This is a genomic window from Caulobacter sp. GW821-FHT09B08 (assembly GCF_059418225.1).
The window spans coordinates 1302716-1326125 of the sequence record NZ_JBWKPL010000001.1 but is presented as its reverse complement, the minus strand read 5'-3'; the positions used below and the strand labels follow the sequence as shown (position 1 = coordinate 1326125).

Sequence of the window (23410 nt, the reverse complement as noted above, 5' to 3'; positions counted from 1 at the left end):
GCCTTGGCCGCTGCCGCGGCGGCGGCCTTGGCGGCGGCTTCGCGAGCCGCGGCTTCGGCGGCGGCGCGGGCCTCGGCGGCGCGGCGCTCGACGGCCTGGCGTTCCTGCTGCTCGCGAGCGGCCTCGATGGCGCGCTGACGGGCGACCATCTCGCTCTGCGACAGACCGCCGGCGGACGAACCACCGCCACCGCCGCCTTGCGACGACGGCGGACGCGGAGCGTCGTTGCGGCGCTCGGCCGAGGACGGCGCGGCCAGGTTGCCGGTCGGCGGCGCGTGCGGACGCACGCGCTTGGTTTCAACCACCACCGTCTTGGTGCGGCCATGGCTGAAGCTCTGCTTCACGACGCCGGCGCTGACCGACCCCTGGCGGGGCTTCAGCGTCATGGGCGCTCGCCCACCGGGGTTGGAACCAGGCCGACCGTTATCGTTCTCGTCGCTCATGCGCTCGCTTGTACTTCCGCCGGCTGGGCCGGCCAAAAAACCGTTCGATCCATACGAGAAAGGGGCCTGGACGTACTTTCCGAAGAAAGCGCGTTTCCCGACCCTTCACTCAAGGAGCGGATCACGCCCCTATCTCAAGTTCCAGGACTCTCGCGACGACGAATGAAAGACCATCCGTCGAGACCAGGGCCTAGGGCTCCTCACGCCTACTCGCCGACCAACTCGGGGGAAGGAGTGGGCGGAAGCCTGATAACCGCTCGACGTCCAATGTCCAGCGATCCGTGCCGCGCCCAGCAAGGAGCGCCGTGTGTATCACATTCTCCCCGCCCAAGGCCAAACCCAATTCGTCGGATGTGAACATCCCGAAGATTTTGGGATCGTTCGGGGCCTTGCGGACGGCGGCGAGGATCTTTCGGCGGCCGTCGTCGGCGCCGTTCGACGCCTCGATCAGCCATGCGGTCTTGCCAGAGGCCAGAGCCGAACAGACCTTTTCGAAGCCCGAGATAATGCTTCCCCCGCGCCGCGCAAGACCCAGACCGTCAAGAACCCGCTTGGCCAGGAGCCGTTCCACCTGGTCGGCCAGATCGGCCGGGGCGGTCAGCTTGGTCTTGGCCGAGCGTGAGAACAGCCCCTTCTTGGCGGCGGCGGCCACGGCCTCGCGGGTGGATTCCACCCACATGCCGCGCCCGGGCAGCTTGCGGGCCACGTCCGGAACCACCGTCCCGTCGGGCCCGATCACGAACCGCACCAGGCGCGCCTCGTCGACCGCCTCGCCCAGGACGATGTCCTTGCGCTGGCGGCTGGCTTCGGCGTGGGTCTTGGGGGCGGTCGCGTCGGTCATATGGCTCGCAAAAGACCGCGCCTCCGACTTTCGTGGGAGGCGCGGGGCTCAGGATCAGTCTTCGGTGGTTTCTTCCGGGGCCTGGGCCGGCTCTTCGCCCGCCTCGGCCTCGCCAAGGTCCTCGTCGCCGACTTCCTCGTCGTAGACGCCTTCTTCCTCGACATATTCCGGTTCCGGTGGGGCCTCGACCCACCCCATGACGATGCGGGCGCGCATGATCAGGGCCTCGGCGTCTTCCGGCGACAGGTTGAAGCTGTCCAGGATGCCGGCCTCGCGCACGCGCTCGCCGTCCTTGGTCTCGAACCAGCCGCGCAGGTCGTCGGGGATCAGGCCCGCCAGGTCCTCGATGGACTTCACGTCGCCTTCGCCCAGGGCCACGGCCACGGCCAGGGTCACGCCCTCGATGGTCAGCAGCTCGTCCTCGACGCCCAGCTCGACGCGCTTGGCGTCCAGGGCGGCGGCTTCCTTTTCCAGGAATTCGCGGGCGCGGGTCTGCAGTTCCTCGGCGGTCTCCTCGTCGAAGCCCTCGATGGCCGCGATCTCGTGCGGCTCGACATAGGCGACGTCCTCCACCGTGGTGAAGCCTTCAGTGACCAGCAGTTGGGCGATGACCTCGTCCACGTCCAGGGCTTCCTGGAAGAGAGCGGTGGCCTCGGCGAACTGCTTCTGACGGCGCTCGCTCTCCTGGCTTTCGGTCATGATGTCGATCTGCCAACCGGTCAGCTGGCTGGCCAGGCGGACGTTCTGGCCGCGGCGGCCGATGGCCAGCGACAGCTGCTCGTCCGGCACCACCACTTCGACGCGCTCGTCCTCCTCGTCCATGACGACCTTGGAGACTTCGGCGGGGGCCAGGCCGTTGACGATGAAGGTCGCCTCGTCCTCGGACCACTGGATGATGTCGATCTTCTCGCCCTGCAGCTCGGCCACCACGGCCTGGACGCGCGAGCCGCGCATGCCCACGCACGCGCCGACCGGGTCGATGCTGGAGTCGTTGGAGATCACGGCCATCTTGGCGCGCGAGCCCGGGTCGCGGGCCACGGCGCGGATCTCGATGACGCCGTCATAGACTTCCGGCACTTCCTGCGCGAACAGCTTGGCCATGAAGCCGCCGTGGGCGCGGCTCAGCATGATCTGCGGACCCTTGGTCTCGCGGCGGACGTCGTAGATGTAGGCGCGGATGCGGTCGCCGACGTTGAAGTTCTCGCGCGGGATCGACTGGTCGCGACGCATGATGCCTTCGCCACGGCCCAGGTCGACGATGACGTTGCCGTATTCGACGCGCTTGACGCTGCCGTTGACGATCTCGCCGGCGCGGTCCTTGTACTCGTCGTACTGGCGCTCGCGCTCGGCTTCGCGGACCTTATGCATGACGACCTGGCGGGCCATCTGGGTCTGGACGCGGCCGATCTCGAACGGCGGCAGGTTCTCTTCGTAGATCTTGCCGATCTCGGCGTCGCGCCAGGTGCGCTTGGCCTTAGACAGCACCACCTTGCCGATCTCGCCTTCCAGCTCGAAGTCGTCCGGCACGACCTCGATCACCCGCTTCTGGGTGGTCTCGCCGGTGCGCGGGTCGATCTTCACGCGGATGTCGTGCTCGGCGCCGTAGCGGGCGCGGGCGGCCTTCTGCAGGGCGTCCTCGATCGCCTCGATGACGACTTCCTTCTCGATGCCCTTTTCACGCGCGACGGCGTCGGCGATCTGAAGCAGCTCGAGGCGGTTGGCGGAGATGCCGATGGCCATGGTCAGTCCTCTTCACTTTCGGACAGGTCAATATCGTCTTCGGCGTCGTCGCCGAGATCTTGGTCTGCGTCGTCGCCGTCGGCGGCCACCCGGGCCGCGCGCTGTTCGGCGCCGCGCTTCATGAGTTTGTCGGTCAGCACCAGCTTGGCGTCGACGATCCATTCGAAGGGGAAGTAGACGGTGACGTCGTCCTCGCCCTCGATGTTCAGGCCCACCTGGTCGTCCTCGACGCCGGCCAGCTCGCCCTTGAAGCGCTTGCGGCCCTCGGCGACGCGGTCCAGCTCGATGCGGACCTCGAAGCCCGCATAGGTGTCGAAATCCTTCAGCCGCGTCAGCGGGCGGTCGACGCCCGGGCTGGAGACCTCCAGGGTGTATTCGCCGGCGATCGGGTCGGCGGCGTCCATCACCTCGGAGATGGCGCGCGACAGGCGGGCGCAATCCTCGACGTTCATGTCGCCCCCGCTCCCGTCTTCCAGGAGCGGACGCTCGGCCATGATCTGCAGCCGGCGCTGCTCGGCCCCGCCCATCAGGCGCAGGCGGACGATCTCGTAGCCGACGGACTCGGCGACGGGATCGAGCAGTTCGATCAGCCCAGTGTCTTCCTGCGTCTTGCCGCGCACGGTTCTCTCAACTCGCTGGGCCGCCCGACACTCGGCGAAAAAGCCAAGCTGGCGAACGGCCAAAGAAAAAGCGGCAGCCTTTCGGGCCGCCGCTCGAAAGCGCTATCAGCGCTGACGGACGATGTGGGAGCTATATAGCGCGATGTTCGGACGGTTGGAAGCCCCCTGGCGAACGCCCTAGCCGAGACCAAATCGCACGCCCGATCGCGCCCATCGCCGTAGCGGGCTTCCGCACCGCAGCAACTTTGGCCTATACAGGCCCCGCGCAGGCTCGCCTCCCCGCGGGACCCCTCCCAAACGAAGAGTCACAATGGACCTCTCCAAGATCGCCGTCGGCGTGAATCCGCCGTACGACCTGAACGCCATCATCGAGATCCCGCAAGGCGGCGAGCCGGTGAAGTACGAGATCGACAAGGAAAGCGGGGCCCTGATGGTCGACCGCTTCCTGCACACGGCGATGTTCTACCCGGCCAATTACGGCTTCATCCCGCACACCCTGGCCGACGACGGCGACCCCGCCGACATCATGGTGGTGGGCCCCACCCCGGTGGTGCCGGGCGCGATCATCCGCTGCCGCCCGATCGGCGCCCTGATGATGGTCGACGAGGCCGGTTCGGACGAGAAGATCCTGGCCGTGCCGGTCGACAAGCTGCACCCGTTCTATACGGGCGTGTCCAGCTGGCGCGACCTGCCGACGATCCTGACCGAGCAGATCGCCCACTTCTTCCAGCACTACAAGGACCTGGAAAAGGGCAAGTCGACCAAGATCACCGGCTGGGCCGATCCGGACGAGACCGCCGAACTGATCCGTACGGCGATCAAGCGCCACGACGAGACCTACTAGGACGACATGGCCAGGATCGATCTGACCCTTCGGATCGTCCTGGCCGACCCGCCCGCCGGCGTGGTCTTTTCCAAGCAGGACGCCAAGAGCCGGCCGGTCGATCCGGTCATGGCCGACGGCGGCGATCTTGCCTTCGACATCCCCATCACCCTGACGCCGACGCCCGAGGGCCTTCGCCCCGGCGGCGGCTTCGTGCGCGTCGATGGTCGGGGACGGTTCGTCTATGTCGCCTCGGGCCGGCAGGCGGGGCAGCACTCCGAATGGTCCCGGCGCATCAAGGTCTATCTGCACGAGCTGCCCGCCGCCGAGGCGGGGGCCGTGCTTGAGGCCAGGATCGCCGGCCGCGACAAGGACGGCGGCCCGGCCTGCGCGACCGTGCCGCTGCTGTCGGGTTGGCGGCGGGTCTGAAGGCCACCGCAATTCGAACCATCCGCAAAACGGCCGGCGTTATGAATATTGCGCACGAAACCCCTCTATCTGTTGCTCTGCAAAGAGGGACCTTAGCGGCCCGATGGGCGCAGGCGCCGCCTATGCAAATCACCAAAGCAGTGCTGCCCTTCCACATGGAGATTCGGATCACGAGGCGTCGTGCTGGCAAATTGCCGGCGACCTTCACAGCCACCGGAGCTAAGCCATGGACATCAAGACGGACACCAATTTCATCAAGGCCGTCTGGACAGGCCTCAACAAACCCGTCCCCACTCGTCGCAACGAGAAAATGATCGCCAGTTACGTTGAGCGCATCGCCACGAGCGGATGGGCCTTCGGGTCGGACATCGAGGATTTCCCGACCTATCTCGATGGGCGTCTGGACCCCATCCACGATGTTCCATACCGCGACCTTGTCGATACGTTCGATCTTCCTCTTCGTTACGTGCACGATCAACCAAAGCGAGGCGAGGATGAGAGCTGGGGTTTCTCGGCTTTGGCGGCACCCGACTTCGCCTTCCTGCTGATCGAGTTGGAAAGGTTCGGATTCCTTATGGACCCAGAGCCGCTCGTAAAAGCGATCCGGCCAGCGCTTCTGGCTAAAACGCGAGTCACTTGGCAAGAGCGCCAAGTCATTCTCTACGAAAAGCAGCGCCATCGGATGGCGCCGGTTTGCTTACACGCCCCACCCATCGGCGAGTTTCGCGATTTGCTGGAGCAGAAGATGATGACTCCCGCTGGCTACAAGGTGTCGATGTATTCGACCGATCTTGGTGAGCCGGTCAGCCTAGAGGTAAAGTCGCCCAAATATCGCCGCTCGAAGATGAACGTCTAGCTTCCGGGCTTCCTGGGCTCAGCATTCCCCGCGCCGGCATGCTTAGAACGAAAGGCCGCAGAGGCCAGTGAGATCGATACCGGCTCTGAGACTTGGAAGCGGTACGGCCTGGAGCACGATCAAGGAGACCAGCTGCACAAGGCCGTTGGTTTGTTTTTCTTGGGCGACGGACTCCTTGTCCGTGCGCTAGGCGCCGGTTCCGGAATGCGGGCATGTTGCGTCTGGATCCGACCGGATCAGACCCGCACGAAATCCAGGAACACCGGGGCGCAGTCGCCCAGCTTCTTTTCCTCGTAGCGCGTGGTGACGTGGTCGGCCGGAGGGGCGTTGCGGTCGGCGTCGGGCTGGGCGAAGCGGAAGGCCGGGTCGGCCAGCACCCGTTCGACCGTCCACTCGGCGTAGTCGGCCCAGTCGGTGGCGAAGCGAAAGGCCGCGCCGGGCTTCAGCACCCGGGCCAGATCGGCGACGAAGGCCGGCTGGATGATCCGGCGCTTGTTGTGGCGCGCCTTGTGCCAGGGGTCGGGGAACATGATGAAGAGCCGGTCGATGCTGGCGTCGGGCAGCCAGCCGACCACGTCGCGGGCGTCGCCCTCGTGGATGCGGACGTTCTTGAGGGCCTGCTCTTCCACGTGACGCACGGCGCTGGCCACGCCGTTGACGAAGGGCTCGGCGCCGATCACCAGCACGTCGGGACGCCGGCCGGCCTGGGCGGCCATGTGCTCGCCGCCGCCGAAGCCGATCTCCAGCCAGACTTCCGAAGCCTCGGGCATCAGGTCCTTGGGCTGGAAGGCCGCGTGTGGCACCGAAATCTCGGGCAGCAGGGTGTCGAGCAGGGCCTGCTGGCGCGGCTTCACCGGCCGCGACTTCAGGCGGCCGAACGAGCGCAGCGGCCCGTGGGGCTGTTGGGGGTTGGTCATGGGCGGGGTCTTTACCCGAAATGCGGGCGCAAATGAAACGGGCCCCGATCTTGTGATCGAGGCCCGTTGATGCGGTCGGGGACACACGCCTGCGTGTGTCCCCGGTCCAGGTCGAGGCTTACGCCAGGCCCTTCAGCTCCGACACCAGGTCGGTCTTCTCCCACGAGAAGCCGCCCTCGTTGTCCGGCGTGCGGCCGAAGTGGCCGTAGGCGGCGGTGCGGGCGTAGATCGGCTTGTTCAGCTGCAGGTGCTCGCGGATGGCGCGCGGGGTGGCGCCGCCGATCAGCTGGGGCAGCAGCTTTTCCAGCTGGGCCGGATCGACCTTGCCCGTGCCGTGCAGGTCGACGTGGAACGACACCGGCTGGGCCACGCCGATGGCATAGGCGATCTGGATGGTGCAGCGGTCGGCCAGGCCCGCGGCCACGACGTTCTTGGCCAGGTACCGGCAGGCATAGGCGGCCGAGCGGTCGACCTTGGTCGGATCCTTGCCCGAGAACGCGCCGCCGCCGTGCGGAGCCGCGCCGCCGTAGGTGTCGACGATGATCTTGCGGCCGGTCACGCCGGCGTCGCCGTCCGGGCCGCCGATCTCGAAGCGGCCGGTCGGGTTGACCAGCCACTGGGTCTTCTTGGTGATCAGGCCGTCCGGGAAGATCGGCAGGATGTGCGGCTTGATCAGGTCGAGCACGCGCTTGGAGGTCGCGGACTTGCCGTCGATCTTCTTCTTGTGCTGGTGCGACACCACGATCGAGACGACGCGGACAGGCTTGCCGTTGGCGTCGTATTCCAGGGTCACCTGGCTCTTGGCGTCGGGCTCGAGCTCCGAGAGTTCGCCCGAGTGGCGCAGCTGGGCCAGGCGGCTGAGGATATTGTGGCTGTACTGCAGGGTGGCCGGCATCAGCTCCGGGGTCTCGGTGCTGGCGTAGCCGAACATGATGCCCTGGTCGCCGGCGCCCTCGTCCTTCTTGTCGGTGGCGTCGACGCCCTGGGCGATGTGGGCGGACTGGCCGTGCAGGAAGTTGGAGTACTTGGCCTTCTCCCAGTGGAAGCCCTTCTGCTCGTAGCCGATGTCCTTGATCGCGGCGCGCACCTTGGGCTCCAGCGATTTGAGGATGTCCTTGGTCAGTTGCTTGTTGGCGGCCTTGTCGCCGCCCGGCTTGCCGGCGCGCACCTCGCCCGCCAGGACGATGCGGTTGGTGGTGACCAGGGTCTCGCACGCGACGCGGGCTTCGGGGTCGGCGGTCAGGAAGGCGTCGACGACGGTGTCGCTGATCCGATCGGCGACCTTGTCCGGATGGCCTTCGGAAACGCTTTCACTGGTGAAGATGTAGGAAGAACGGCTCAAGGGTCAGCTCCGGACATGTCTTCGCCCGCGCGGGCGACCTGCCCGACGGCTAGACGGAACATATAAAGATAAGTTTATGTCCGCAACCCGCCCCGGACGGGCTTTCGCCCGAACGGGAGCCGATCCGAGGCCGATCAGGCCTCGGGCTCTTCCTCGACCATGTCCTCGGCCATCGAGCGGACGAGGTCCAGGATGCGGCGGCGCACGCGCGACTTGCCGATGCGCGGGAACAGGGCGGCCAGTTCCAGGCCTTCCGGCGTCATCAGAAAATCGTGCACGAACTGCTCGGAGCCGTTCTCGGCGAAGCCTTCCAGGTCGGTCGGATCGGCCAGGCCCTCGAAGAAGTACGAGACCGACGACTGCAGGCTCTTGGCGATCTCGTAGAGCTTGGACGCGCTCACGCGGTTGGCGCCCCGCTCGTACTTCTGAACCTGCTGGAAGGTCAGGCCCAGGTCGTCGGCCAGACGTTCCTGGCTGACGCCAAGAATCTTGCGACGCATGCGGATGCGGGCGCCCACGTGCAGGTCGACCGGATTGGGGAGGCGATCTTGCTCAACTGTCGTGTTCATGCCGTCGTCAATTCAATGAAAAAAGCGGTTAACTAAGCTTGTCTGTTTCAGTTCGCGGCTTTTTCCAAGCCCCGACCTGCTCTCAGGGGAAAAGCAGCCCCCATTGAGACCAAAAGTAGCAACAGGAACGGCCAATGCCCCAGCTTGGCGAAGGGCGGTTGACCCACCGTCCCAGGCACGAGGCCGTCGATCACCCCGCTCTGCCCCAGATCGAGCCGCTGGTCGCCCTCGACACGGCCTTGCGCGTCGATCAGGGCCGACACCCCGGTGGGAGTGGCGCGGATGATCGGCAGGCCCGTCTCGATGGCGCGATAGCTGGCCAGGTTCAGGTGTTGCAGCGGCCCCGAGGTGACCCCGAACCAGGCGTCGTTGGAGACGTTGACGATGGCCCGCAGGCCCGGCGTCGGCTGCGCCAGGCGCGGGAACAGGCTCTCGTAGCAGATCAGCGGCTGGACCAGCAGGTTGGGCGCGATCCGCATCGGGGCGGGCTTGGGGCCCGTGACGAAGCCGTCGCCCAGATGGGCCATGCTCTTGACCCCCAGCTTGGTCAGCAGGGCGTCGGCGGGCAGGTATTCGCCGAACGGCACCAGGCGGTGCTTGTCGTAGATCCCGACGGGCTCGACGTCGGTCGCCGTGCGACGCAGGGCCACCAGGCTGTTGTAATAGACCTGCTTGTCGGGCGTTCCCTCGTAGCGATAACCGCCGATCAGCAGGATCTGGCCGGGCTTCAGGGCGTCGACGATGGCCTGCCGCACCCAGCTGCCGGGGACCATGTAGTCGTTGATCGCCAGCGGCAGGGCGCCCTCGGGCCAGACGACGATGTCGGCGGGCGCGCCGGCATAGGGCTTGGCCGTCAGGGAGACATAGGCCTGGACGATCTGGGCGAAGCGCCCGGCGTCCCATTTGGACTCCTGGGGAATGTCGGCCTGAACGATGCGTACCCGCACCGGCGCGGTCTGGGCATGGGTCACACCCAGCGGAACCCAGCCGGCGACATAGAGCGCCACGAGAACCGCCGCGGCGGCGACCACCGCCTCCAGCCCCTTGCGCCCCTCGCGCCAGACGGCCGGGGCGGCGGCGACGGCCAGGGTGATCCAGGTCAGGCCGTAGGCGCCGACCACGGCGGCGAACTGCGACACCGGCGAGCCGGCCTTCCAGGTCTCGCCCGGCAGGTTCCAGGGAAAACCGGTCAGGACATGGCCGCGCGTCCATTCCAGGGCCGCGAAGGCCCCGGCGAACACCAGCACGCGGCGCACGCCAGCGGGCCTTGTCAGCCGATAGAGCACCGCCGCCAGGCCCCAGAAGAGCGCCAGGCCCGCGGCCATGGCGGCCACGGCGAACGGGGCCATCCAGCCCTGGTTGGCGGCGTCGACCATGAAAGCCTCGGCGATCCACCAGGTCGACAGGCCGAAATAGGCAAGCCCCGTCAGCCAGCCCCGGAAGAAGGCCGAACGCAGGGGCCGGGGGCCGTCGATGACATCGAGCAGCCAGAGCAAGACCGCGTAGCCCAGCAGGCCCGGCAGGAAGCCGAACGGCGGATGGGCCAGGGCGGCGAAGAGGCCCGCCAGCAGGGCCAGGCCCCGCGCGCGCCACGGCGTCAGCCTCGGCAGGGCCGGCAGTTTCACGAAGCGGCCACGCGACCGGGCTGGACCACGACGTCCGCCTCGTCCAGGTCGGCGACGGGACGCACCCGCACCCGGCGCACCCGGCGCGGATCGGCCTCGACCACTTCCAGGTCGAAGCCGGCGGGGTGGGCGATCACCTCGCCCCGCTGGGGCACGCGGCCGGCCAGGGCCACGACCAGACCGGCAACGGTGTCGATGTCTTCTTCCATGTCCGGCGGGGCCAGGTCGCGGTCGAGGGCGGCCTCCAGGTCCTCCAGCGGCGCGCGGGCGTCGACCTCGTAGAGGCCGCCGGGCCGCTCGACGATGCTGGAGACCTGGGCGTCGTCGTGCTCGTCGTCGATCTCGCCGACCACCGCCTCGATCAGGTCCTCCATGGTCACCAGGCCGTCGGTGCCGCCGAACTCGTCGATGACCAGGGCCATGTGGATACGGCTGGTGCGCATGCGCAGCAGCAGGTCGGCGGCCCGCATGGAGGCTGGCACGTACAACGCCTCGCGCTTGAGCCGCGATAGCACCAGGTCGGCCGGGCCGGGCCGCTTGTCGTCATTGGCCAGCAGGCGGAACACGTCCTTGACGTGGATCACCCCCACCGGGTCGTCCAGGGTCTCGCGATAGATCGGCATCCGCGAGTGCTCGGCCTCGGTGAACTGGGCCACCACCGCCTCGAACAGGCTGGAGACCTCGACGGCCACGATGTCGGCGCGCGGGGTCATGACGTCGGCCACCCGCAGGGTCTGGAAGGCCTCGGCCTGGTCGACCATGTCGACCTCGTGGGCCAGGGCCGGGTCGGCCGGACGCGTCTCGGGCGACAATGCGGGCCCGCTTTTGGCGAGGCTCCTGCGCATCCGGCGGAAGAACGCCCGCACGCCCCGGCTCAAGCGAGCCGGGCCGGCGGGCGTGGAACTCTGGTCGTCGCTGGGCATGCCCTGCTTGGTTATCCCTCTGGGGACGCCGGTTCGGCATAGGGGTCGGGAATGTCCAAGCCCGCGAGAATCTCGCGCTCGAACGCTTCCATGGCCTCGGCCTCCGCGTCGTCCTGATGGTCGTATCCTAAGAGATGAAGCACCCCGTGCGCCACCAGATGTTGCAAGTGGTGCGCAAGAGGCTTGCCCTGCTCGGCCGCTTCGCGCTGGCAGACGCCGAAGGCCAGGGCGATGTCGCCGATCTGGCCTTCCGGATTGCCCCCTGGAGCTTGAGCCGACGGGAAGGACAGGACGTTGGTCGCGTAGTCCTTCTGGCGGAAGTCGCGGTTCAGCGCCTGGACGCTGTCGTCGTCGGCCAGCAGGATGACGATGCCATTGCCCTCGATGTCCTCATGGGCGTCCAGCACGGCTTGCGCGGCGCGCCAGACCAGGGCCTCGACGTCCGGCTCGGCCTTCGTCCAGGCCTCATCCTCGATCTCGATATCGACGGTGATGGTCATCTAGCGGGTCGTGGTCTGGAGGGCGTCGGCGTCATAGGCCTTGACGATACGCTCCACCAGCGGATGGCGCACGACGTCGGCCGAGGTGAAGCGCGACACCGCCACGCCCTCGACGCCTTCGAGGATCGACACGGCATGGGCCAGGCCCGAGTCCCGGGGATTGAGCAGGTCGACCTGGGTCGGGTCGCCCGTCACCACCATCCGCGCGCCTTCGCCCAGACGGGTCAGCACCATCTTCATCTGCAGGCGCGAGCAGTTCTGGGCCTCGTCGACGATGACGAACGCATGCGCCAACGTGCGGCCGCGCATGAAGGCGATCGGGGCGACCTCGATCTCCAGCTTCTCGCGGCGGCGGCGCAACTGGTCGGCGCCCATGATGTCGGTCAGGGCCTCCCAGACCGGCGCCATGTAGGGATCGACCTTCTCGTTCAGGTCGCCCGGCAGGAAGCCCAGCTTCTCGCCGGCCTCGACGGCGGGACGGGTGACGATCAGGCGATCGACCTCGCCGCGCAGCAGCATGCCCGCCCCCTGGGCCACGGCCAGGAAGGTCTTGCCGGTGCCGGCGGGACCCAGGCCGAAGCACAGCGGATAGGTCGCCATGGCTTCCATGTAGCGGGCCTGGCCCTTGGTCTTGGGCGAGACATTGCCCTTGCGCACGGCGCGGGGCGAGGTCTGGCCGCCGGCGCTCTGGGCCTCGCCCACGGCCACGCGCACATCGGCCTCGACCACCTCGTCGCCGGCGTCGGCGCGTTCGGCCAGGTCGCGCAAGGCCCGCTTGGCGCCCGCGCGGCCCTTGACGTCGCCGGTGATCTTCACCCCGCCGCCCGGGGTCTCGAGCAGCACCTTGAAGGCGTCCTCGATCAGGGCGGCGTGACGGCCGCTCGGGCCGGAAACGGCGCGGACGGCGGTGTCGGACAGGGGCAGGAACTCAGGCGTACGGCTCAAGCGGGCTCCGAAACAGGTTGGGTCTCGAGCACGCCGCCCAGGCTCATCTTGGCCGACGACTCGATGCGGACGGGAACGATCTGGCCCAGCAGGTCCTCGGAACCCACCGCGTGCACCGCCTGCAGATAGGGACTGCGGCCGACGATTTGACCGGGGTTGCGGCCTTTTTTCTCGAACAGCACCGGCAGGACCTTGCCGACCTGGGCGGCGTTGAACGCCTTCTGCTGGTCGTCGAGCAGGGCGTTGAGGCGATCCAGGCGCTCGGCCTTGACCGCTTCCTCCACCTGGCCGGGCATGGCCGAGGCCGGGGTGCCGGGGCGGCGCGAATATTTGAACGAGAAGGCGCTGGCGAAGCCGACCTCGCGGACCAGGTCCAGGGTCTTTTCGAAATCGCCATCGCGCTCGCCGGGGAAGCCGACGATGAAGTCGCCGCTCATGGCGATGTCGGGCCGCGCGGCGCGGATCTTCTCGATCAGGCGGACATAGCTCTCGGCCGTGTGGTCGCGGTTCATGGCCTTGAGGATCTTGTCGCTGCCCGCCTGCACCGGCAGGTGCAGATAGGGCATCAGCTGCGGCAGCTCGCCATGAGCCTCGATCAGGTCGTCACCCATGTCGCGCGGGTGGCTGGTGGTGTAGCGGATGCGGTCCAGGCCCGGGATCTTGGCCAGGCGGCGCACCAGCTTGGCCAGGGTGATGCCGCCGCCGTCATAGGCGTTGACGTTCTGGCCCAGCAGGGTGACTTCGCGCACGCCCTGGTCGGCCAGGCGCTTGGCCTCCTCCTCGATGGACTCGGGCGGCCGCGACCACTCCCCGCCGCGCGTATAGGGCACCACGCAGAAGGTGCAGAACTTGTCGCAGCCCTCCTGCACGGTGAGGAAGGCGGTGACGCCGGTCACGTGGCGTTCGGCCGGCAGGGCGTCGAACTTCTCGTCGGCGGCGAAGTCGGCGCTCAGGCGCTCGCCGGTGGCCCGGTGGGCGCGGGCGATCAGCTCGGGCAGCTGGTGATAGGCCTGGGGGCCGACCACCAGATCGACGGCCGGCTGGCGATGCATGATCTCCTTGCCCTCGGCCTGGGCCACGCACCCGGCCACGGCGATGGTCATCTTGCCGCCGGCCTCGGCTTTCCGGCCCTTCATCTGCTTGATGTAGCCGAGTTCCGAATAGACCTTCTCGGTGGCCTTCTCGCGGATGTGGCAGGTGTTGAGCACCACCAGATCGGCCCCTTCGGGCTCGTCGACCACGCCATAGCCCAGCGGACGCAGGACATCGGCCATGCGCTCGCTGTCATAGACGTTCATCTGACAGCCGTAGGTCTTGATATAGAGGCGCTTTTGCGGGGTCTCGCTCATCGGGGCGTTATGAGCGCGAGGGCGGCCTTTCGCAAGGACAGCGGCGCCACACCCCGCCCCGCTACTCCTCCAGCGGCATCCCGTAGAGCTCCAGCCGGTGGTCGATCAGGCGATAGCCCAGCTTGCGGGCGATGGCGTTCTGGAGGGCCTCGATCTCCTCGTCCACGAACTCGACGACCTTGCCGGTCTTCATGTCGATCAGGTGGTCGTGGTGGTGGTCGGGCGTCTCTTCGTAGCGCGAGCGGCCGTCGCGGAAGTCGTGGCGCTCGATGATGCCGCTTTCCTCGAACAGGCGGACGGTCCGATAGACCGTGGCGATCGAGATATGCGGATCGACGGCGTGGGCGCGGCGATGCAGCTCCTCGACATCGGGGTGATCGGTGGCCGACGACAGCACGCGGGCGATGACCCGGCGCTGGTCGGTCATGCGCATGCCCTTTTCGATGCAGAGCTTTTCGAGGCGATCCACGGCGGCGTCTCCGGAAAGAGCGAGATTCGGGCGGAAGATAGGGGTTGAAACGCTAGGTGTTAAGCGTTCGCCGCATCACCACCGCGTCCTTGGCCCCATCCGGATGGGGATAATAGCCTTTTCGCAGGCCCACGCGCTCGAAACCCGTGCTCTCGTAGAGCTTGATGGCGGCCAGATTGTCGGCCGCCACCTCCAGGAACAGCTCGAAGGCGCCGGTCTCCCGGGCGATGCCGGCGGCCATCTCGACCAGGGCCGCGCCCCAGCCCCGGCGACGGGCGACCGGATCGACGCCGACGGTCAGGATCTCGGCCTCGCCGGCGATGGACCGGCACAGGATGAAGCCCTTGGGCTCTTCAGGCTCGCCCGCCTCGCCCAGCACCGCGAAGGCGCCGGGCCCCTTGAGCAGGGTCTCGAACTCTTCCGCCGACCAGGGCCGGTCGAAGGCGCGGTCGTGCAGGTCGGCGAGGACGAAGCAGGCTTCCAGCCCGACGGGACGCAGGATCATGCGGCGGGCGCCACGGCGTAGGGCGCGCGCAGATAGAGCGGCCGGGGCGAATGGGCGGGGGCGGACTTAGCGGCGGCCAGGCGGGCGACGGCGACGGGGTCCGGCCAGGCCAGGGCCAGCACGGCGGCGTCCGGCAGGACCTCGGCCACCAGCGGCGCGCCCGAACCGACCAGGGTGGCGGGACCGCCCGACCAGAGCTCGGCCAGGCGCGCGGCGGCCACCCCGACCTCCAGGGCGTCGGGCGCCATCAGGGCCTTGCCGCCGTCGAAGACCTGCAGATAGACCTGCCCCATCTTGGCGTCGAGCACGCCGGCCACCAGGCCCTTGCCCCCCACCGAAGCCGCCAGGGCTTCCAGGGTGTTGACCCCCACGCACGGGATCGACAGGGCCGTGGCCAGCCCCTTGGAGAAGGACAGCCCCACCCGCAGGCCGGTGAACGATCCGGGGCCGACGGTGACGGCGATCCGGGTCAGGTCGGCGAACTTCACCCCCGCCTCGGCCGCGACCTCGCGGGCCAGGACGGCGATGCGCTCCTGGTGGCCCCGGGTCATCGGCTCGCTGCGAGCGGCGCGGACGGTTTCGCCGTCCAGGATCGCGACCGAGCTGGCGGCCAGGCACGTGTCTATCGACAGGATCATCGGGGACAGGATCATTGGGTGGGCGCTCCGCCGCGCCAGAGGAATTCGCGCAAGGTCGCCTTCTCGCGCAGGACCGCCTCGGAAGGCATCGTATCGGCCGTCCAGCCGGGCACGCCGAACACGTAGCGCAGCACCGGCTCGCCGGGCTGGGTGCAGATCACGGCGTGGACGTCGCGGTCCTTGCCCATCCAGCAGCGCGGATAGTCCATGTCGGCGTCGGCCCAGCGCATGCCCAGGGTCTCGCCGCGCGGGCCTTGCGGGGTTCCGCCGGTGACACGGACGTCGCCGATGGTGTCGGTTCCGGGATTGGCCTGGACCTCGATCACGCTCCCACCCTGCTCGACCGTGAAGATCGGCTTCGGCTCGCCAGAACCTTCGTGCAGGAAGGCCTTCTCGACCTTCGCCTTGGGAAAGCGCTGCTGGACGGCGTCGAGCGCGAACTCGGTCTGGGCCATCAGCGGACCCACCGAGAACTCGTCCAGCATCAGGGGTCCGCCCTGATAGGGCGTGAAGCGGTCGACCTGGCCGTCGGCGGTCTGGCGGACGACCACGATCGGCGCCGGGGCCGCGGCGGGCGCGGCGGCCTTGGAGGCCTCGGGCTTGTCGGCCGGACCGCAGGCGGCCAGGGCCAGCAGGGGCGCGGCCAGGAAGAGACGTCGGATCATCGGGATCAGGCCGCGCCGACGGCGGCCTTCTCGGCCGGGCGCCAGACGAATTCGTTGAGCTGGCCCTTGGCCTTCAGCGTCTCGACCGGCGGCAGGCCGCCGCTCGTCCAGCCCGGCACGCCGAACACGTAGGAGACGGTCGGCGCCTCGGGGCGCACGCAGATGGTCTGGTTGACGGTGCGGCCCGAACCGGCGCGGCACTGGGCGATGTCGAAGCCGAGGTCGCCGAATTTGCTGAGCAGGGCTTCGCCCTTGGGGCCCTGCACGGGCCCACCGGCCAGGCGGATTTCGCCGATCCCGCCCTCGGGGCCCTTGCCGATCTCCAGCAGCGGGACGTTGTCCTGCTCCACCGTGATGATCGGTCCGGGCGGGCCTTCGCCGGCGTGGATGAAGGCGCTCTTGACCACCGCCTTGGGGAACAGGGCCGTGATGGTCAGGGCATCGAAGGCCGTGGCCTCGGTGATCGGCCCCACGCCGTCGGCGCGCACGTGCAGCGGCCCGCCGACATAGGGGGTGACCGCCACGGCCACCGGTCCCGAACTCGGAACCTCGGCCGACGGAGCCTTGGTGTCTTGCTTGGCGGGGCCGCAGGCGGCGAGCAGCAGCAGCGGAGCGGCGATCAGGGCGAGGCGCTGGGTCATGGGGCGGTTCTAGCATGTGCACGCATGCACATGTCATCCCGGACGAGCGCGGAGCGCGAAGATCCGGGACCGACCCGAAACGCCGCGCTCCATGTCGGTCCCGGATAGCGGCTGCGCCGCTTCCGGGATGACAGTCGTTTTCTAGATGATCTTCGCGGCTTCCTCGAAGGCCAGGCGCGGGCTGCGGGCGAACAGGTTCTCGTCGGTGCCGTAGCCGATCGAGGCGATGAAGTTGGACTTGATGTTGGTGCCCGCGAAGAACTCGGCGTCGACGCCGGCGTTGTCGAAGCCCGACATCGGACCGACGTCCAGGCCCAGGGCCCTGGCCGCCAGGATGAAGTAGCCGCCCTGCAGCGAACTGTTGCGCAGCGCGCCGACTTCCTTGGCCACGGGGTCGCCGAACCAGTTCTTGGCGCCGGGAGCGTGGGGGAACAGGCGGTCCAGGGTCTCGGGGAAGTCCAGGTCGTAGCCGATGATCACCGTGACCGGCGCCTTCAGGATCTTGGCGCCGTTCGTGCCCGACGACAGGGCCGCCAGCTTGGCCTTGGCTTCGTCGCTCTGGACGAAGATGAAGCGGGCCGGGGTGGTGTTGGCCGCGGTCGGGCCAAACTTCACCAGGTCGTACAGCTCGCGCAGCACCGGCTCGGGGATGGGCTGGTCGCTCCAGCCGTTGCGGCTGCGAGCTTCGGTGAACAGTTGGGCGAGAGCCGGATCGGCGAGCTTGGCCATGAGCAATCCTCAAGTGCGCTATCAGTAACTTGTATGGTTACAGTATGCGCTCAACCTACCGCCCGCAAGCGGCTGGCGGCCGAGTTTTTCTCCAAGGCCCTAGAGCGTCTGCTCGACCCGGGTCACTTCGGGCACATAGTGCTTGAGCATGTTCTCGACCCCGGCCTTCAGCGTGGCCGACGAAGACGGACAGCCCGAGCAGGCGCCGCGCATGTGCAGCCACACCACGCCGGTGGCGGGTTCGAACTTTGAGAACACGATGTCGCCGCCGTCCTGGGCCACGGCCGGGCGGATGCGGGTGTCCAGCAGGTCCTTGATCTCGGCGACGATCTGGGCGGCATCGTCGTCATAGACGCCGTCCTCGTCGTGGCCGCTTTCGGCCTGATCCAGCAGCAGGGGCCGGCCGCTGGTGAAGTGGTCCATGATGGCGGCCAGGATCGGCGCCTTCAGGTGCGGCCATTCGGCGCCCTCGGCCTTGGTGACCGTCAGGAAGTCGGGACCGAAGAAGACCCGGTCGACGTCGCCCAGGCGGAACAGGGCTTCGGCGAGGGGCGAGGCGTCGCCTTCCTCCATCGTCCGGAACTCCCGCGCACCCTCGCCCAGCACTTCGCGGCCGGGCAGGAACTTCAGGACCTCGGGATTGGGCGTGGTTTCGGTCTGGATGAACATGCCGGACAGATGGACCCGTGACGCCCCCAGGACAAGAGGGCGCCTGCCCTTAGCGTCATCGTGACAAACGAACCGCGTTATGGCTCCATCGTCAAAACAAACGTTTCAAGGGAGGTCGCCATGAGCGACGGAGCCATCGACCTGTCGGGCGAGCGGGACGCGGCGCGGGCCAAGGCCTATTCCATGCCCCTGGAACAGATCGACGTCGCCGACCCGGCCCTGTTCGCGGCCGACGCCCACTGGCCCTATTTCGAGCGCCTGCGGGCCGAGGACCCGGTCCACTACTGCGCCGACAGCGAGCACGGGCCGTACTGGTCGATCACTCGCTATAACGACATCATGACCGTCGACACCACTCACCAGGTGTTCTCGTCGGATAGCAGCTTCGGCGGCATCACCATCCGCAACTTCGACGAGGACTTCGTCCTGCCGATGTTCATCGCGATGGACCCGCCCAAGCACGACATTCAGCGCAAGACCGTCAGCCCGATCGTCTCGCCGGTGAACCTGGCGCTGCTGGAAGGCACAATCCGTGAGCGGGTGGGCGGGATCCTGGACAGCCTGCCCATCGGCGAGACCTTCGACTGGGTCGACAAGGTGTCGATAGAGCTGACCACCCAGATGCTGGCCACCCTGTTCGACTTCCCCTGGGAGGAACGCCGCAAGCTGACCCGCTGGTCGGACGTCTCCACCGCCGTGCCGGGCGCCGGTATCGTCGACACCGAGGAACAGCGCCGGGCCGAGCTGATGGAGTGCCTGGCCTATTTCACCGAGCTGTGGAACCAGCGGGTCAATTCCACCGAGCCGGGCAACGACCTGATCTCGATGCTGGCCCATGGCGAGGCGACGCGGGACATGCCGCCGCTGGAATATCTGGGCAACATCATCCTGCTGATCGTCGGCGGCAACGACACCACCCGCAACTCGATCACCGGCGGCCTGCTGGCCCTCAGCCAGAACCCCGACCAGGAGAAGAAGCTCCGGGCCGACCCGTCGCTGATCCCCAACATGGTCTCGGAGATCATCCGCTGGCAGACGCCCCTGGCCTATATGCGCCGCACGGCCAAGGAAGACTTCGAGCTGTCGGGCAAGACCATCAAGGCCGGCGACAAGGTGGTGATGTGGTACGTCTCGGGCAACCGCGACGATACGGTCATCGAAAACCCGAACGCCTTCATCATCGACCGGCCCCAGGCCCGCCGCCACCTGTCGTTCGGCTTCGGCATCCACCGCTGCGTGGGCAACCGCCTGGCCGAGCTGCAGCTGAAGATCATCTGGGAGGAGATCCTCAAGCGCTTCCCCAGGATCGAGGTGATGGGCGAGCCCAAGCGGGTCTATTCGGCCTTCGTGAAGGGCTACGAGAGCCTGCCGGTGCGGATTCCCGAACGGCTGTGATCCTGCGCCGTTCGCCTGGCCGCCGGGTCGGTGTATGGCGTTCGACGGTCAGGCCGCCTTGGGGATTCGATCCATGCGACAACAGCTGCGCCGCGTGGTTCATCGCGGGCTGGAGATTTCCGGCCTGATCGGCGTGTTCCACCGTCGCCAGGAGCGGCGGATCGCCCAGGCGCCGCACGAGACCCTCGACGACGGACGCCCCATGCCCCCGGCCGAGCTGCGGGTGGTGATCGGCGGCACGCCCGATCCTGTCTGGTTTTCCGAGCGCGGCCAGGCCGACGCGGAAAGGTTCATGGCCCTGGCTCGCGCCCACGGCCTGGACCCCGCCAAGCCTCTGGACGTCTGGGACCTGGGTTGCGGCTGCGGCCGCATCGCCCGCTGGATGGCGCCGGACGTCACGGCGGCGGGCGGGTCGTTCCACGGCAGCGACATCAATCCGCGCCTGGTCGCCTGGTGCGAGGCCAACCTGCCGGGACGCTATCTGGTCAATCGCCTGAAACCGCCGGCGCGGCTGGCGGCCGGCTCCAAGGACCTCGTCTACGCCTATTCGGTGCTGACCCACCTGCGCGAGACCGCCGCCCAGGCCTGGCTGGCCGAGGTGGCCCGCGTCCTGCGGCCCGGGGGCCTGGCCCTGCTGACCTTCCACGACGAGGACTATGCGCGCGCCTGGGGCCCGCCCGGCGTGGCCGACGCCCTGGAGACCCAGGACTATCTGGTGCTGAACAACGCGCTGGAAGGTTCGAACTACATGTCGTCCTGGACCAGCCGGCGCTATTTCACGCAGCTGGCGGACGCGCGGTTCGAGGTGCTGGAGATCCAGCCCGGAAACACCCAGACGCCCGTCCAGGCCACCGCCGTCCTGCGACGGCGGGGCTGAACGGCGGGCGTCAGGCGCCCCAGAAGCCGACCAGCTTCTTGACCTCGGCCACGGTCGGGGCCGCGACTTCCGAGGCCCGCTCGGCGCCGGCCTTGAGGATGGCGTCGATCTCGGCCGGGTCGGCCAGATAGCGGCGCATGGTCTCGCCCACCGGGGCCAGCTTCTCGACCGCCAGCTCGGCCAGGGCCGGCTTGAAGGTTCCGAAGCCCTTGCCGGCGTACTCGGCCAGCACCTCGGCCTTGGTCCGGCCGGCCAGCGCCGCGAAGATGCCGACCAGGTTGTCGGCCTCGGCGCGGGCGGAGAGCTCTTCCAGCGTTTCCGGCAGCGGTTCCGGATCGGTGCGGGCCTTCTTGACCTTGCCGGCGATGGCGTCGGCGTCGTCGGTCAGGTTGATGCGGCTGTAGTCCGACGGGTCGGACTTGCTCATCTTGGCCGAGCCGTCGCGCAGGCTCATCACCCGGGCGCCGGGACCCTGGATCAGGGGCTCGGGCTGCGGGAAGTAGGCCGGAACCCCGAAGTCGTGGTTGAACTTGCCGGCGATGTCGCGGGTCAGTTCCAGGTGCTGCTTCTGGTCCTCGCCCACCGGCACGTGGGTGGCCTTGTAGACCAGGATGTCGGCGGCCTGCAGCACCGGATAGGTGTAGAGGCCCACGCTCGAGCGCTCCTTGTGCTTGCCGCTCTTTTCCTTGAACTGGGTCATGCGGTCGAGCCAGCCGAGGCGGGCCGTGCACTGGAAGATCCAGGCCAGTTCCGAATGCTCGCGCACCGCCGACTGCGGGAAGATGGTGGCCTTCTTCGGGTCCAGGCCCGCGGCCAGATAGGCGGCGGCGATCTCGCGGGTCTGCTGGGCCAGCAGGGCCGGGTCCTGCCAGACGGTGATGGCGTGCAGGTCGGCCACGAAGATGAAGGTGTCCATCTCGTGCTGCAGGCGGGCGAACTTCACCAGGGCGCCCAGATAGTTGCCCAGGTGCAGGGCGCCGGACGGCTGGACGCCGGAGAGCACGCGGGTGGGGCCCGTGTAGGGAACAGGGGTGTGGTCGGTCATGGCTTCAGCCTTGGAACTTGAAAGCGGTATGGCGAGGGCGCGATTGCGCGAACCGCGTGCACGACGCGGCGATCGAGGTCAGAGGAAGCTGCGCCATCGCGGCGCGGAAGAACCGATCGAAGCCATGCACGCTCGTTACCGGGCCAAGGCCGCGAGGGCAAGACTCTAGGCCTTGCCCCGCCGCAGCAGACCCTTGACCTCCGCCGGGGTCACCCCGCCGAACAGCAGGACCAGCGGCGGATAGAGCGCCCCGCCGACCAGCACGGTCAGCACCAGGGCCAGCTCCTTGGCGCCCAGGGTGTGGCCGCGCAGGCCCAGCTCGCGCAGCGGGGCCTCGATCAGCGGCCGCCAGTGCGAGGCCGCCGCCAGCGCCCCGCCCATGGCGACGCTGGCCGCCAGGATGCGGGTCACCCGCGACCAGGTCGAGAGCGAGGGGTTGTAGTGGCCCTTGCGCGACAGGCCCCAGGCCATCTGGCCCACATTGATCCACGAGGCCACGGCGGTGGCCGCCGCGATGCCCTTCACCCCGATCAGGTTGAACAGCACGATGCCCAGGCCGATGTTCATCGCCACCGAGATCAGGGCGTAGCGCATCGGGCTCTTGGTGTCGCCGCGCGCGAAGAAGGCCCGCGAATAGAGCTGCTGCAGCACGAAGGCCGGGGTGCCCAGGCCGTAGAAGAACAGGGCCGAGGCCGTCTGGCTGGCGTCGAAGCTGGTGAACTCGCCCCGGGTGTAGAGGGCGTCCGACAGGAAGCCGGGCATGGCGACCAGGGCCGCGGCGGCGGGGATGGTCAGGGCCATGGCCAGGGTGATGGCCTGGTCCATGGCGCTCTGGGCGTCGTCGCCGTCGCCGGTGTTCACCGCCCGCGACAGGCGCGGCAGCAGGGCCACGCCGATGGCCACGCCCACCAGGCCCAGGGGCAGCTGATAGAGGCGGTCGGCGGTGGCCAGCCAGGAGCGGCCGCCGGGCACGTGGCTGGCGAGGTTCCCGGAGATGAAGATGTTGACCTGGGTGGCGCTGGCCGCGAGCGCCCCCGGGATGGCCTTGCCGATCAGCTCGCGCACCTCCGGCGTCAGGCGCGGCAGCCGCCAGTGCACCTTGGCGCCGGACTTGTTGACGCCCCAGGTCAGCAGGGCCGCCTGGGCGACGCCCGCCACCACCACCCCCGCCGAGCCCCAGGTCGCCGCGCCGACGGCGCTGGTCTGGGGCAGGATGAAGGCCAGGGTGAAGATGTTGAGCAGGATCGGCGCTCCGGCCGACAGGATGAAGCGGTCGCGGGCGTTCAGCACCCCCGACAGGTGGGCGACGATGGCCATGCACGGCAGGTAGGGCATGGTGATCTGGGTCAGCAGCACCGCCAGCTTGTACTTCTCGGTGCCCCAGCCGAAGCCGGGGCTGATCAGCATCATCAGCCAGGGCATGGCCAGCTGGCAGATCACCGTGATGATGATGGTCGAGGCCGCCAGGGTGGCCATGGCGTCGGCGGCCAGGATGTCGGCCTTCTCCTCGCCGTCGCGCTGCAGCGACTTGGCGTAGGCCGGCACGAAGGCGGCGGCGAAGGCTCCCTCGGCGAAGAACCGGCGGAAGAGGTTGGGGAAGGCGAGCGCCGCGTTGTAGGCGTCGGCCGCCGGGGTGGCGCTGGCCCCCATCCGGTACGAGACCGCCAGGTCCCGGGCGAAACCCATGAACCGGCTGACCAGGGTCAGGCCGGAATAGATCATCGACGACTTCAGCAGCCCTCCGCCCTTCTTGGCGGGAGCGGCGTCGGTCGGGGCTTTTTCGGGGGGCGCGATGTCGGTCACGAACGGCTTCTGGGCGCTGGACGGTGGGCCGTCAAGCGAGGGCGCGCGGCGG

General features: G+C 68.3%; 26 protein-coding genes. 5 read left to right on the top strand and 21 right to left on the bottom strand.

The genetic code is table 11. The features are described 5' to 3' along the window. The 4 genes from AC07OA_RS06285 to rimP all read right to left on the bottom strand — a co-directional run. On the bottom strand, positions 1 to 443 hold a 443-nt coding region (locus tag AC07OA_RS06285; protein WP_494662898.1), incomplete at its 3' end, for a translation initiation factor IF-2 associated domain-containing protein. Positions 444 to 633: 190 nt separating this feature from the next. After that, a complete protein-coding gene (locus AC07OA_RS06280; protein ID WP_494662897.1) occupies positions 634 to 1284 on the bottom strand; it encodes an RNA-binding protein in 651 nt (216 codons plus the stop codon). Positions 1285 to 1338: 54 nt separating this feature from the next. Further along, positions 1339 to 3024, bottom strand: a complete 1686-nt coding sequence (gene nusA, locus AC07OA_RS06275) for a transcription termination factor NusA (protein WP_494662896.1) — start codon at positions 3022 to 3024, stop codon at positions 1339 to 1341. A 2-nt stretch (positions 3025 to 3026) separates the two neighbouring features. Next, entirely contained in the window at positions 3027 to 3707 is a 681-nt protein-coding gene (rimP, locus tag AC07OA_RS06270; RefSeq protein ID WP_494662895.1) for a ribosome maturation factor RimP, read from the bottom strand. A 247-nt stretch (positions 3708 to 3954) separates the two neighbouring features. Here rimP and ppa point away from each other — a divergent pair, with 247 nt between their 5' ends. The 3 genes from ppa (at position 3955) to AC07OA_RS06255 (ending at position 5752) form a co-directional block, all read left to right on the top strand. Next, complete coding sequence (gene ppa, locus AC07OA_RS06265) at positions 3955 to 4488, top strand: inorganic diphosphatase (protein ID WP_494662894.1); 534 nt, start codon at positions 3955 to 3957, stop codon at positions 4486 to 4488. 6 nt (positions 4489 to 4494) lie between these two features. Next, the gene (locus AC07OA_RS06260) at positions 4495 to 4896 is read left to right on the top strand and encodes a DUF5990 family protein (protein ID WP_494662893.1); all 402 of its coding nucleotides are present in this window, start codon (positions 4495 to 4497) and stop codon (positions 4894 to 4896) included. 226 nt (positions 4897 to 5122) lie between these two features. Then, a complete protein-coding gene (locus AC07OA_RS06255; RefSeq protein ID WP_494662892.1) occupies positions 5123 to 5752 on the top strand; it encodes a hypothetical protein in 630 nt (209 codons plus the stop codon). A gap of 236 nt (positions 5753 to 5988) precedes the next feature. On the opposite strand, the gene trmB is transcribed toward AC07OA_RS06255, so the two are convergent. From trmB to AC07OA_RS06180, 15 genes are all read right to left on the bottom strand, one after another. Next, complete coding sequence (trmB, locus tag AC07OA_RS06250) at positions 5989 to 6669, bottom strand: tRNA (guanosine(46)-N7)-methyltransferase TrmB (RefSeq protein WP_494662891.1); 681 nt, start codon at positions 6667 to 6669, stop codon at positions 5989 to 5991. A gap of 118 nt (positions 6670 to 6787) precedes the next feature. After that, positions 6788 to 8011: a methionine adenosyltransferase gene (metK, locus tag AC07OA_RS06245; RefSeq protein WP_494662890.1), complete on the bottom strand. Its 1224-nt coding sequence runs from the start codon at positions 8009 to 8011 to the stop codon at positions 6788 to 6790. A gap of 134 nt (positions 8012 to 8145) precedes the next feature. Continuing rightward, on the bottom strand, positions 8146 to 8580 hold the full coding sequence (locus AC07OA_RS06240; protein ID WP_494662889.1) for a helix-turn-helix domain-containing protein: 435 nt from the start codon (positions 8578 to 8580) through the stop codon (positions 8146 to 8148). 47 nt (positions 8581 to 8627) lie between these two features. Continuing rightward, entirely contained in the window at positions 8628 to 10205 is a 1578-nt protein-coding gene (lnt, locus tag AC07OA_RS06235; RefSeq protein WP_494662888.1) for an apolipoprotein N-acyltransferase, read from the bottom strand. Next, complete coding sequence (locus tag AC07OA_RS06230) at positions 10202 to 11128, bottom strand: hemolysin family protein (RefSeq protein ID WP_494662887.1); 927 nt, start codon at positions 11126 to 11128, stop codon at positions 10202 to 10204. The genes lnt and AC07OA_RS06230 overlap by 4 nt, the downstream gene beginning before the upstream one ends. An 11-nt stretch (positions 11129 to 11139) precedes the next feature. Further along, positions 11140 to 11610, bottom strand: coding sequence for an rRNA maturation RNase YbeY (ybeY, locus tag AC07OA_RS06225; RefSeq protein WP_494662931.1), 471 nt, complete (start codon positions 11608 to 11610; stop codon positions 11140 to 11142). 18 nt (positions 11611 to 11628) lie between these two features. After that, a complete protein-coding gene (locus AC07OA_RS06220) occupies positions 11629 to 12573 on the bottom strand; it encodes a PhoH family protein (RefSeq protein WP_494662886.1) in 945 nt (314 codons plus the stop codon). After that, positions 12570 to 13922 (bottom strand): tRNA (N6-isopentenyl adenosine(37)-C2)-methylthiotransferase MiaB, encoded by a 1353-nt coding sequence (gene miaB / locus AC07OA_RS06215; RefSeq protein WP_494662885.1) that lies wholly within the window; start codon positions 13920 to 13922, stop codon positions 12570 to 12572. Before miaB ends, AC07OA_RS06220 begins: the two co-directional genes overlap by 4 nt. A gap of 61 nt (positions 13923 to 13983) precedes the next feature. Continuing rightward, positions 13984 to 14391: a Fur family transcriptional regulator gene (locus tag AC07OA_RS06210; RefSeq protein ID WP_494662884.1), complete on the bottom strand. Its 408-nt coding sequence runs from the start codon at positions 14389 to 14391 to the stop codon at positions 13984 to 13986. Positions 14392 to 14443: 52 nt separating this feature from the next. Continuing rightward, complete coding sequence (locus AC07OA_RS06205; RefSeq protein WP_494662883.1) at positions 14444 to 14896, bottom strand: GNAT family N-acetyltransferase; 453 nt, start codon at positions 14894 to 14896, stop codon at positions 14444 to 14446. Next, the gene (gene tsaB, locus AC07OA_RS06200; protein WP_494662930.1) at positions 14893 to 15534 is read right to left on the bottom strand and encodes a tRNA (adenosine(37)-N6)-threonylcarbamoyltransferase complex dimerization subunit type 1 TsaB; all 642 of its coding nucleotides are present in this window, start codon (positions 15532 to 15534) and stop codon (positions 14893 to 14895) included. Before tsaB ends, AC07OA_RS06205 begins: the two co-directional genes overlap by 4 nt. Positions 15535 to 15545: 11 nt before the next feature. Beyond that, complete coding sequence (locus AC07OA_RS06195; RefSeq protein ID WP_494662882.1) at positions 15546 to 16199, bottom strand: DUF1131 domain-containing protein; 654 nt, start codon at positions 16197 to 16199, stop codon at positions 15546 to 15548. A 5-nt stretch (positions 16200 to 16204) separates the two neighbouring features. Continuing rightward, positions 16205 to 16840 (bottom strand): DUF1131 family protein, encoded by a 636-nt coding sequence (locus AC07OA_RS06190; RefSeq protein ID WP_494662881.1) that lies wholly within the window; start codon positions 16838 to 16840, stop codon positions 16205 to 16207. A 141-nt stretch (positions 16841 to 16981) separates the two neighbouring features. Continuing rightward, entirely contained in the window at positions 16982 to 17569 is a 588-nt protein-coding gene (locus tag AC07OA_RS06185) for a malonic semialdehyde reductase (protein ID WP_494662880.1), read from the bottom strand. Positions 17570 to 17668: 99 nt separating this feature from the next. Then, positions 17669 to 18238, bottom strand: coding sequence for a NifU family protein (locus tag AC07OA_RS06180; RefSeq protein WP_494662879.1), 570 nt, complete (start codon positions 18236 to 18238; stop codon positions 17669 to 17671). A 120-nt stretch (positions 18239 to 18358) separates the two neighbouring features. Between AC07OA_RS06180 and AC07OA_RS06175 the strand changes: the two genes are divergently transcribed. Together AC07OA_RS06175 and AC07OA_RS06170 are read left to right on the top strand one after the other, a co-directional pair. Then, entirely contained in the window at positions 18359 to 19633 is a 1275-nt protein-coding gene (locus AC07OA_RS06175) for a cytochrome P450 (protein ID WP_494662878.1), read from the top strand. Positions 19634 to 19706: 73 nt separating this feature from the next. Continuing rightward, positions 19707 to 20510, top strand: a complete 804-nt coding sequence (locus AC07OA_RS06170; protein WP_494662877.1) for a class I SAM-dependent methyltransferase — start codon at positions 19707 to 19709, stop codon at positions 20508 to 20510. Between the two features lie 10 nt (positions 20511 to 20520). Here AC07OA_RS06170 and trpS read toward each other — a convergent pair whose 3' ends face one another. Together trpS and murJ are read right to left on the bottom strand one after the other, a co-directional pair. Next, the gene (trpS, locus tag AC07OA_RS06165) at positions 20521 to 21555 is read right to left on the bottom strand and encodes a tryptophan--tRNA ligase (protein WP_494662876.1); all 1035 of its coding nucleotides are present in this window, start codon (positions 21553 to 21555) and stop codon (positions 20521 to 20523) included. Between the two features lie 165 nt (positions 21556 to 21720). After that, positions 21721 to 23358 (bottom strand): murein biosynthesis integral membrane protein MurJ, encoded by a 1638-nt coding sequence (gene murJ, locus AC07OA_RS06160; protein WP_494662875.1) that lies wholly within the window; start codon positions 23356 to 23358, stop codon positions 21721 to 21723. Positions 23359 to 23410: the final 52 nt, after the last annotated feature.

Excerpts from the sequence above, each read along its gene's own strand:
- AC07OA_RS06280 (WP_494662897.1), bottom strand. The coding sequence starts at position 1,284 with ATGACCGACGCGACCGCCCCCAAGACCCACGCCGAAGCCAGCCGCCAG.
- nusA (WP_494662896.1), bottom strand. The coding sequence starts at position 3,024 with ATGGCCATCGGCATCTCCGCCAACCGCCTCGAGCTGCTTCAGATCGCC.
- ppa (WP_494662894.1), top strand. The coding sequence starts at position 3,955 with ATGGACCTCTCCAAGATCGCCGTCGGCGTGAATCCGCCGTACGACCTG.
- AC07OA_RS06260 (WP_494662893.1), top strand. The coding sequence starts at position 4,495 with ATGGCCAGGATCGATCTGACCCTTCGGATCGTCCTGGCCGACCCGCCC.
- AC07OA_RS06255 (WP_494662892.1), top strand. The coding sequence starts at position 5,123 with ATGGACATCAAGACGGACACCAATTTCATCAAGGCCGTCTGGACAGGC.
- trmB (WP_494662891.1), bottom strand. The coding sequence starts at position 6,669 with ATGACCAACCCCCAACAGCCCCACGGGCCGCTGCGCTCGTTCGGCCGC.
- AC07OA_RS06240 (WP_494662889.1), bottom strand. The coding sequence starts at position 8,580 with ATGAACACGACAGTTGAGCAAGATCGCCTCCCCAATCCGGTCGACCTG.
- AC07OA_RS06230 (WP_494662887.1), bottom strand. The coding sequence starts at position 11,128 with ATGCCCAGCGACGACCAGAGTTCCACGCCCGCCGGCCCGGCTCGCTTG.
- miaB (WP_494662885.1), bottom strand. The coding sequence starts at position 13,922 with ATGAGCGAGACCCCGCAAAAGCGCCTCTATATCAAGACCTACGGCTGT.
- AC07OA_RS06205 (WP_494662883.1), bottom strand. The coding sequence starts at position 14,896 with ATGATCCTGCGTCCCGTCGGGCTGGAAGCCTGCTTCGTCCTCGCCGAC.
- tsaB (WP_494662930.1), bottom strand. The coding sequence starts at position 15,534 with ATGATCCTGTCGATAGACACGTGCCTGGCCGCCAGCTCGGTCGCGATC.
- AC07OA_RS06195 (WP_494662882.1), bottom strand. The coding sequence starts at position 16,199 with ATGATCCGACGTCTCTTCCTGGCCGCGCCCCTGCTGGCCCTGGCCGCC.
- AC07OA_RS06190 (WP_494662881.1), bottom strand. The coding sequence starts at position 16,840 with ATGACCCAGCGCCTCGCCCTGATCGCCGCTCCGCTGCTGCTGCTCGCC.
- AC07OA_RS06185 (WP_494662880.1), bottom strand. The coding sequence starts at position 17,569 with ATGGCCAAGCTCGCCGATCCGGCTCTCGCCCAACTGTTCACCGAAGCT.
- AC07OA_RS06180 (WP_494662879.1), bottom strand. The coding sequence starts at position 18,238 with ATGTTCATCCAGACCGAAACCACGCCCAATCCCGAGGTCCTGAAGTTC.
- AC07OA_RS06175 (WP_494662878.1), top strand. The coding sequence starts at position 18,359 with ATGAGCGACGGAGCCATCGACCTGTCGGGCGAGCGGGACGCGGCGCGG.
- AC07OA_RS06170 (WP_494662877.1), top strand. The coding sequence starts at position 19,707 with ATGCGACAACAGCTGCGCCGCGTGGTTCATCGCGGGCTGGAGATTTCC.
- trpS (WP_494662876.1), bottom strand. The coding sequence starts at position 21,555 with ATGACCGACCACACCCCTGTTCCCTACACGGGCCCCACCCGCGTGCTC.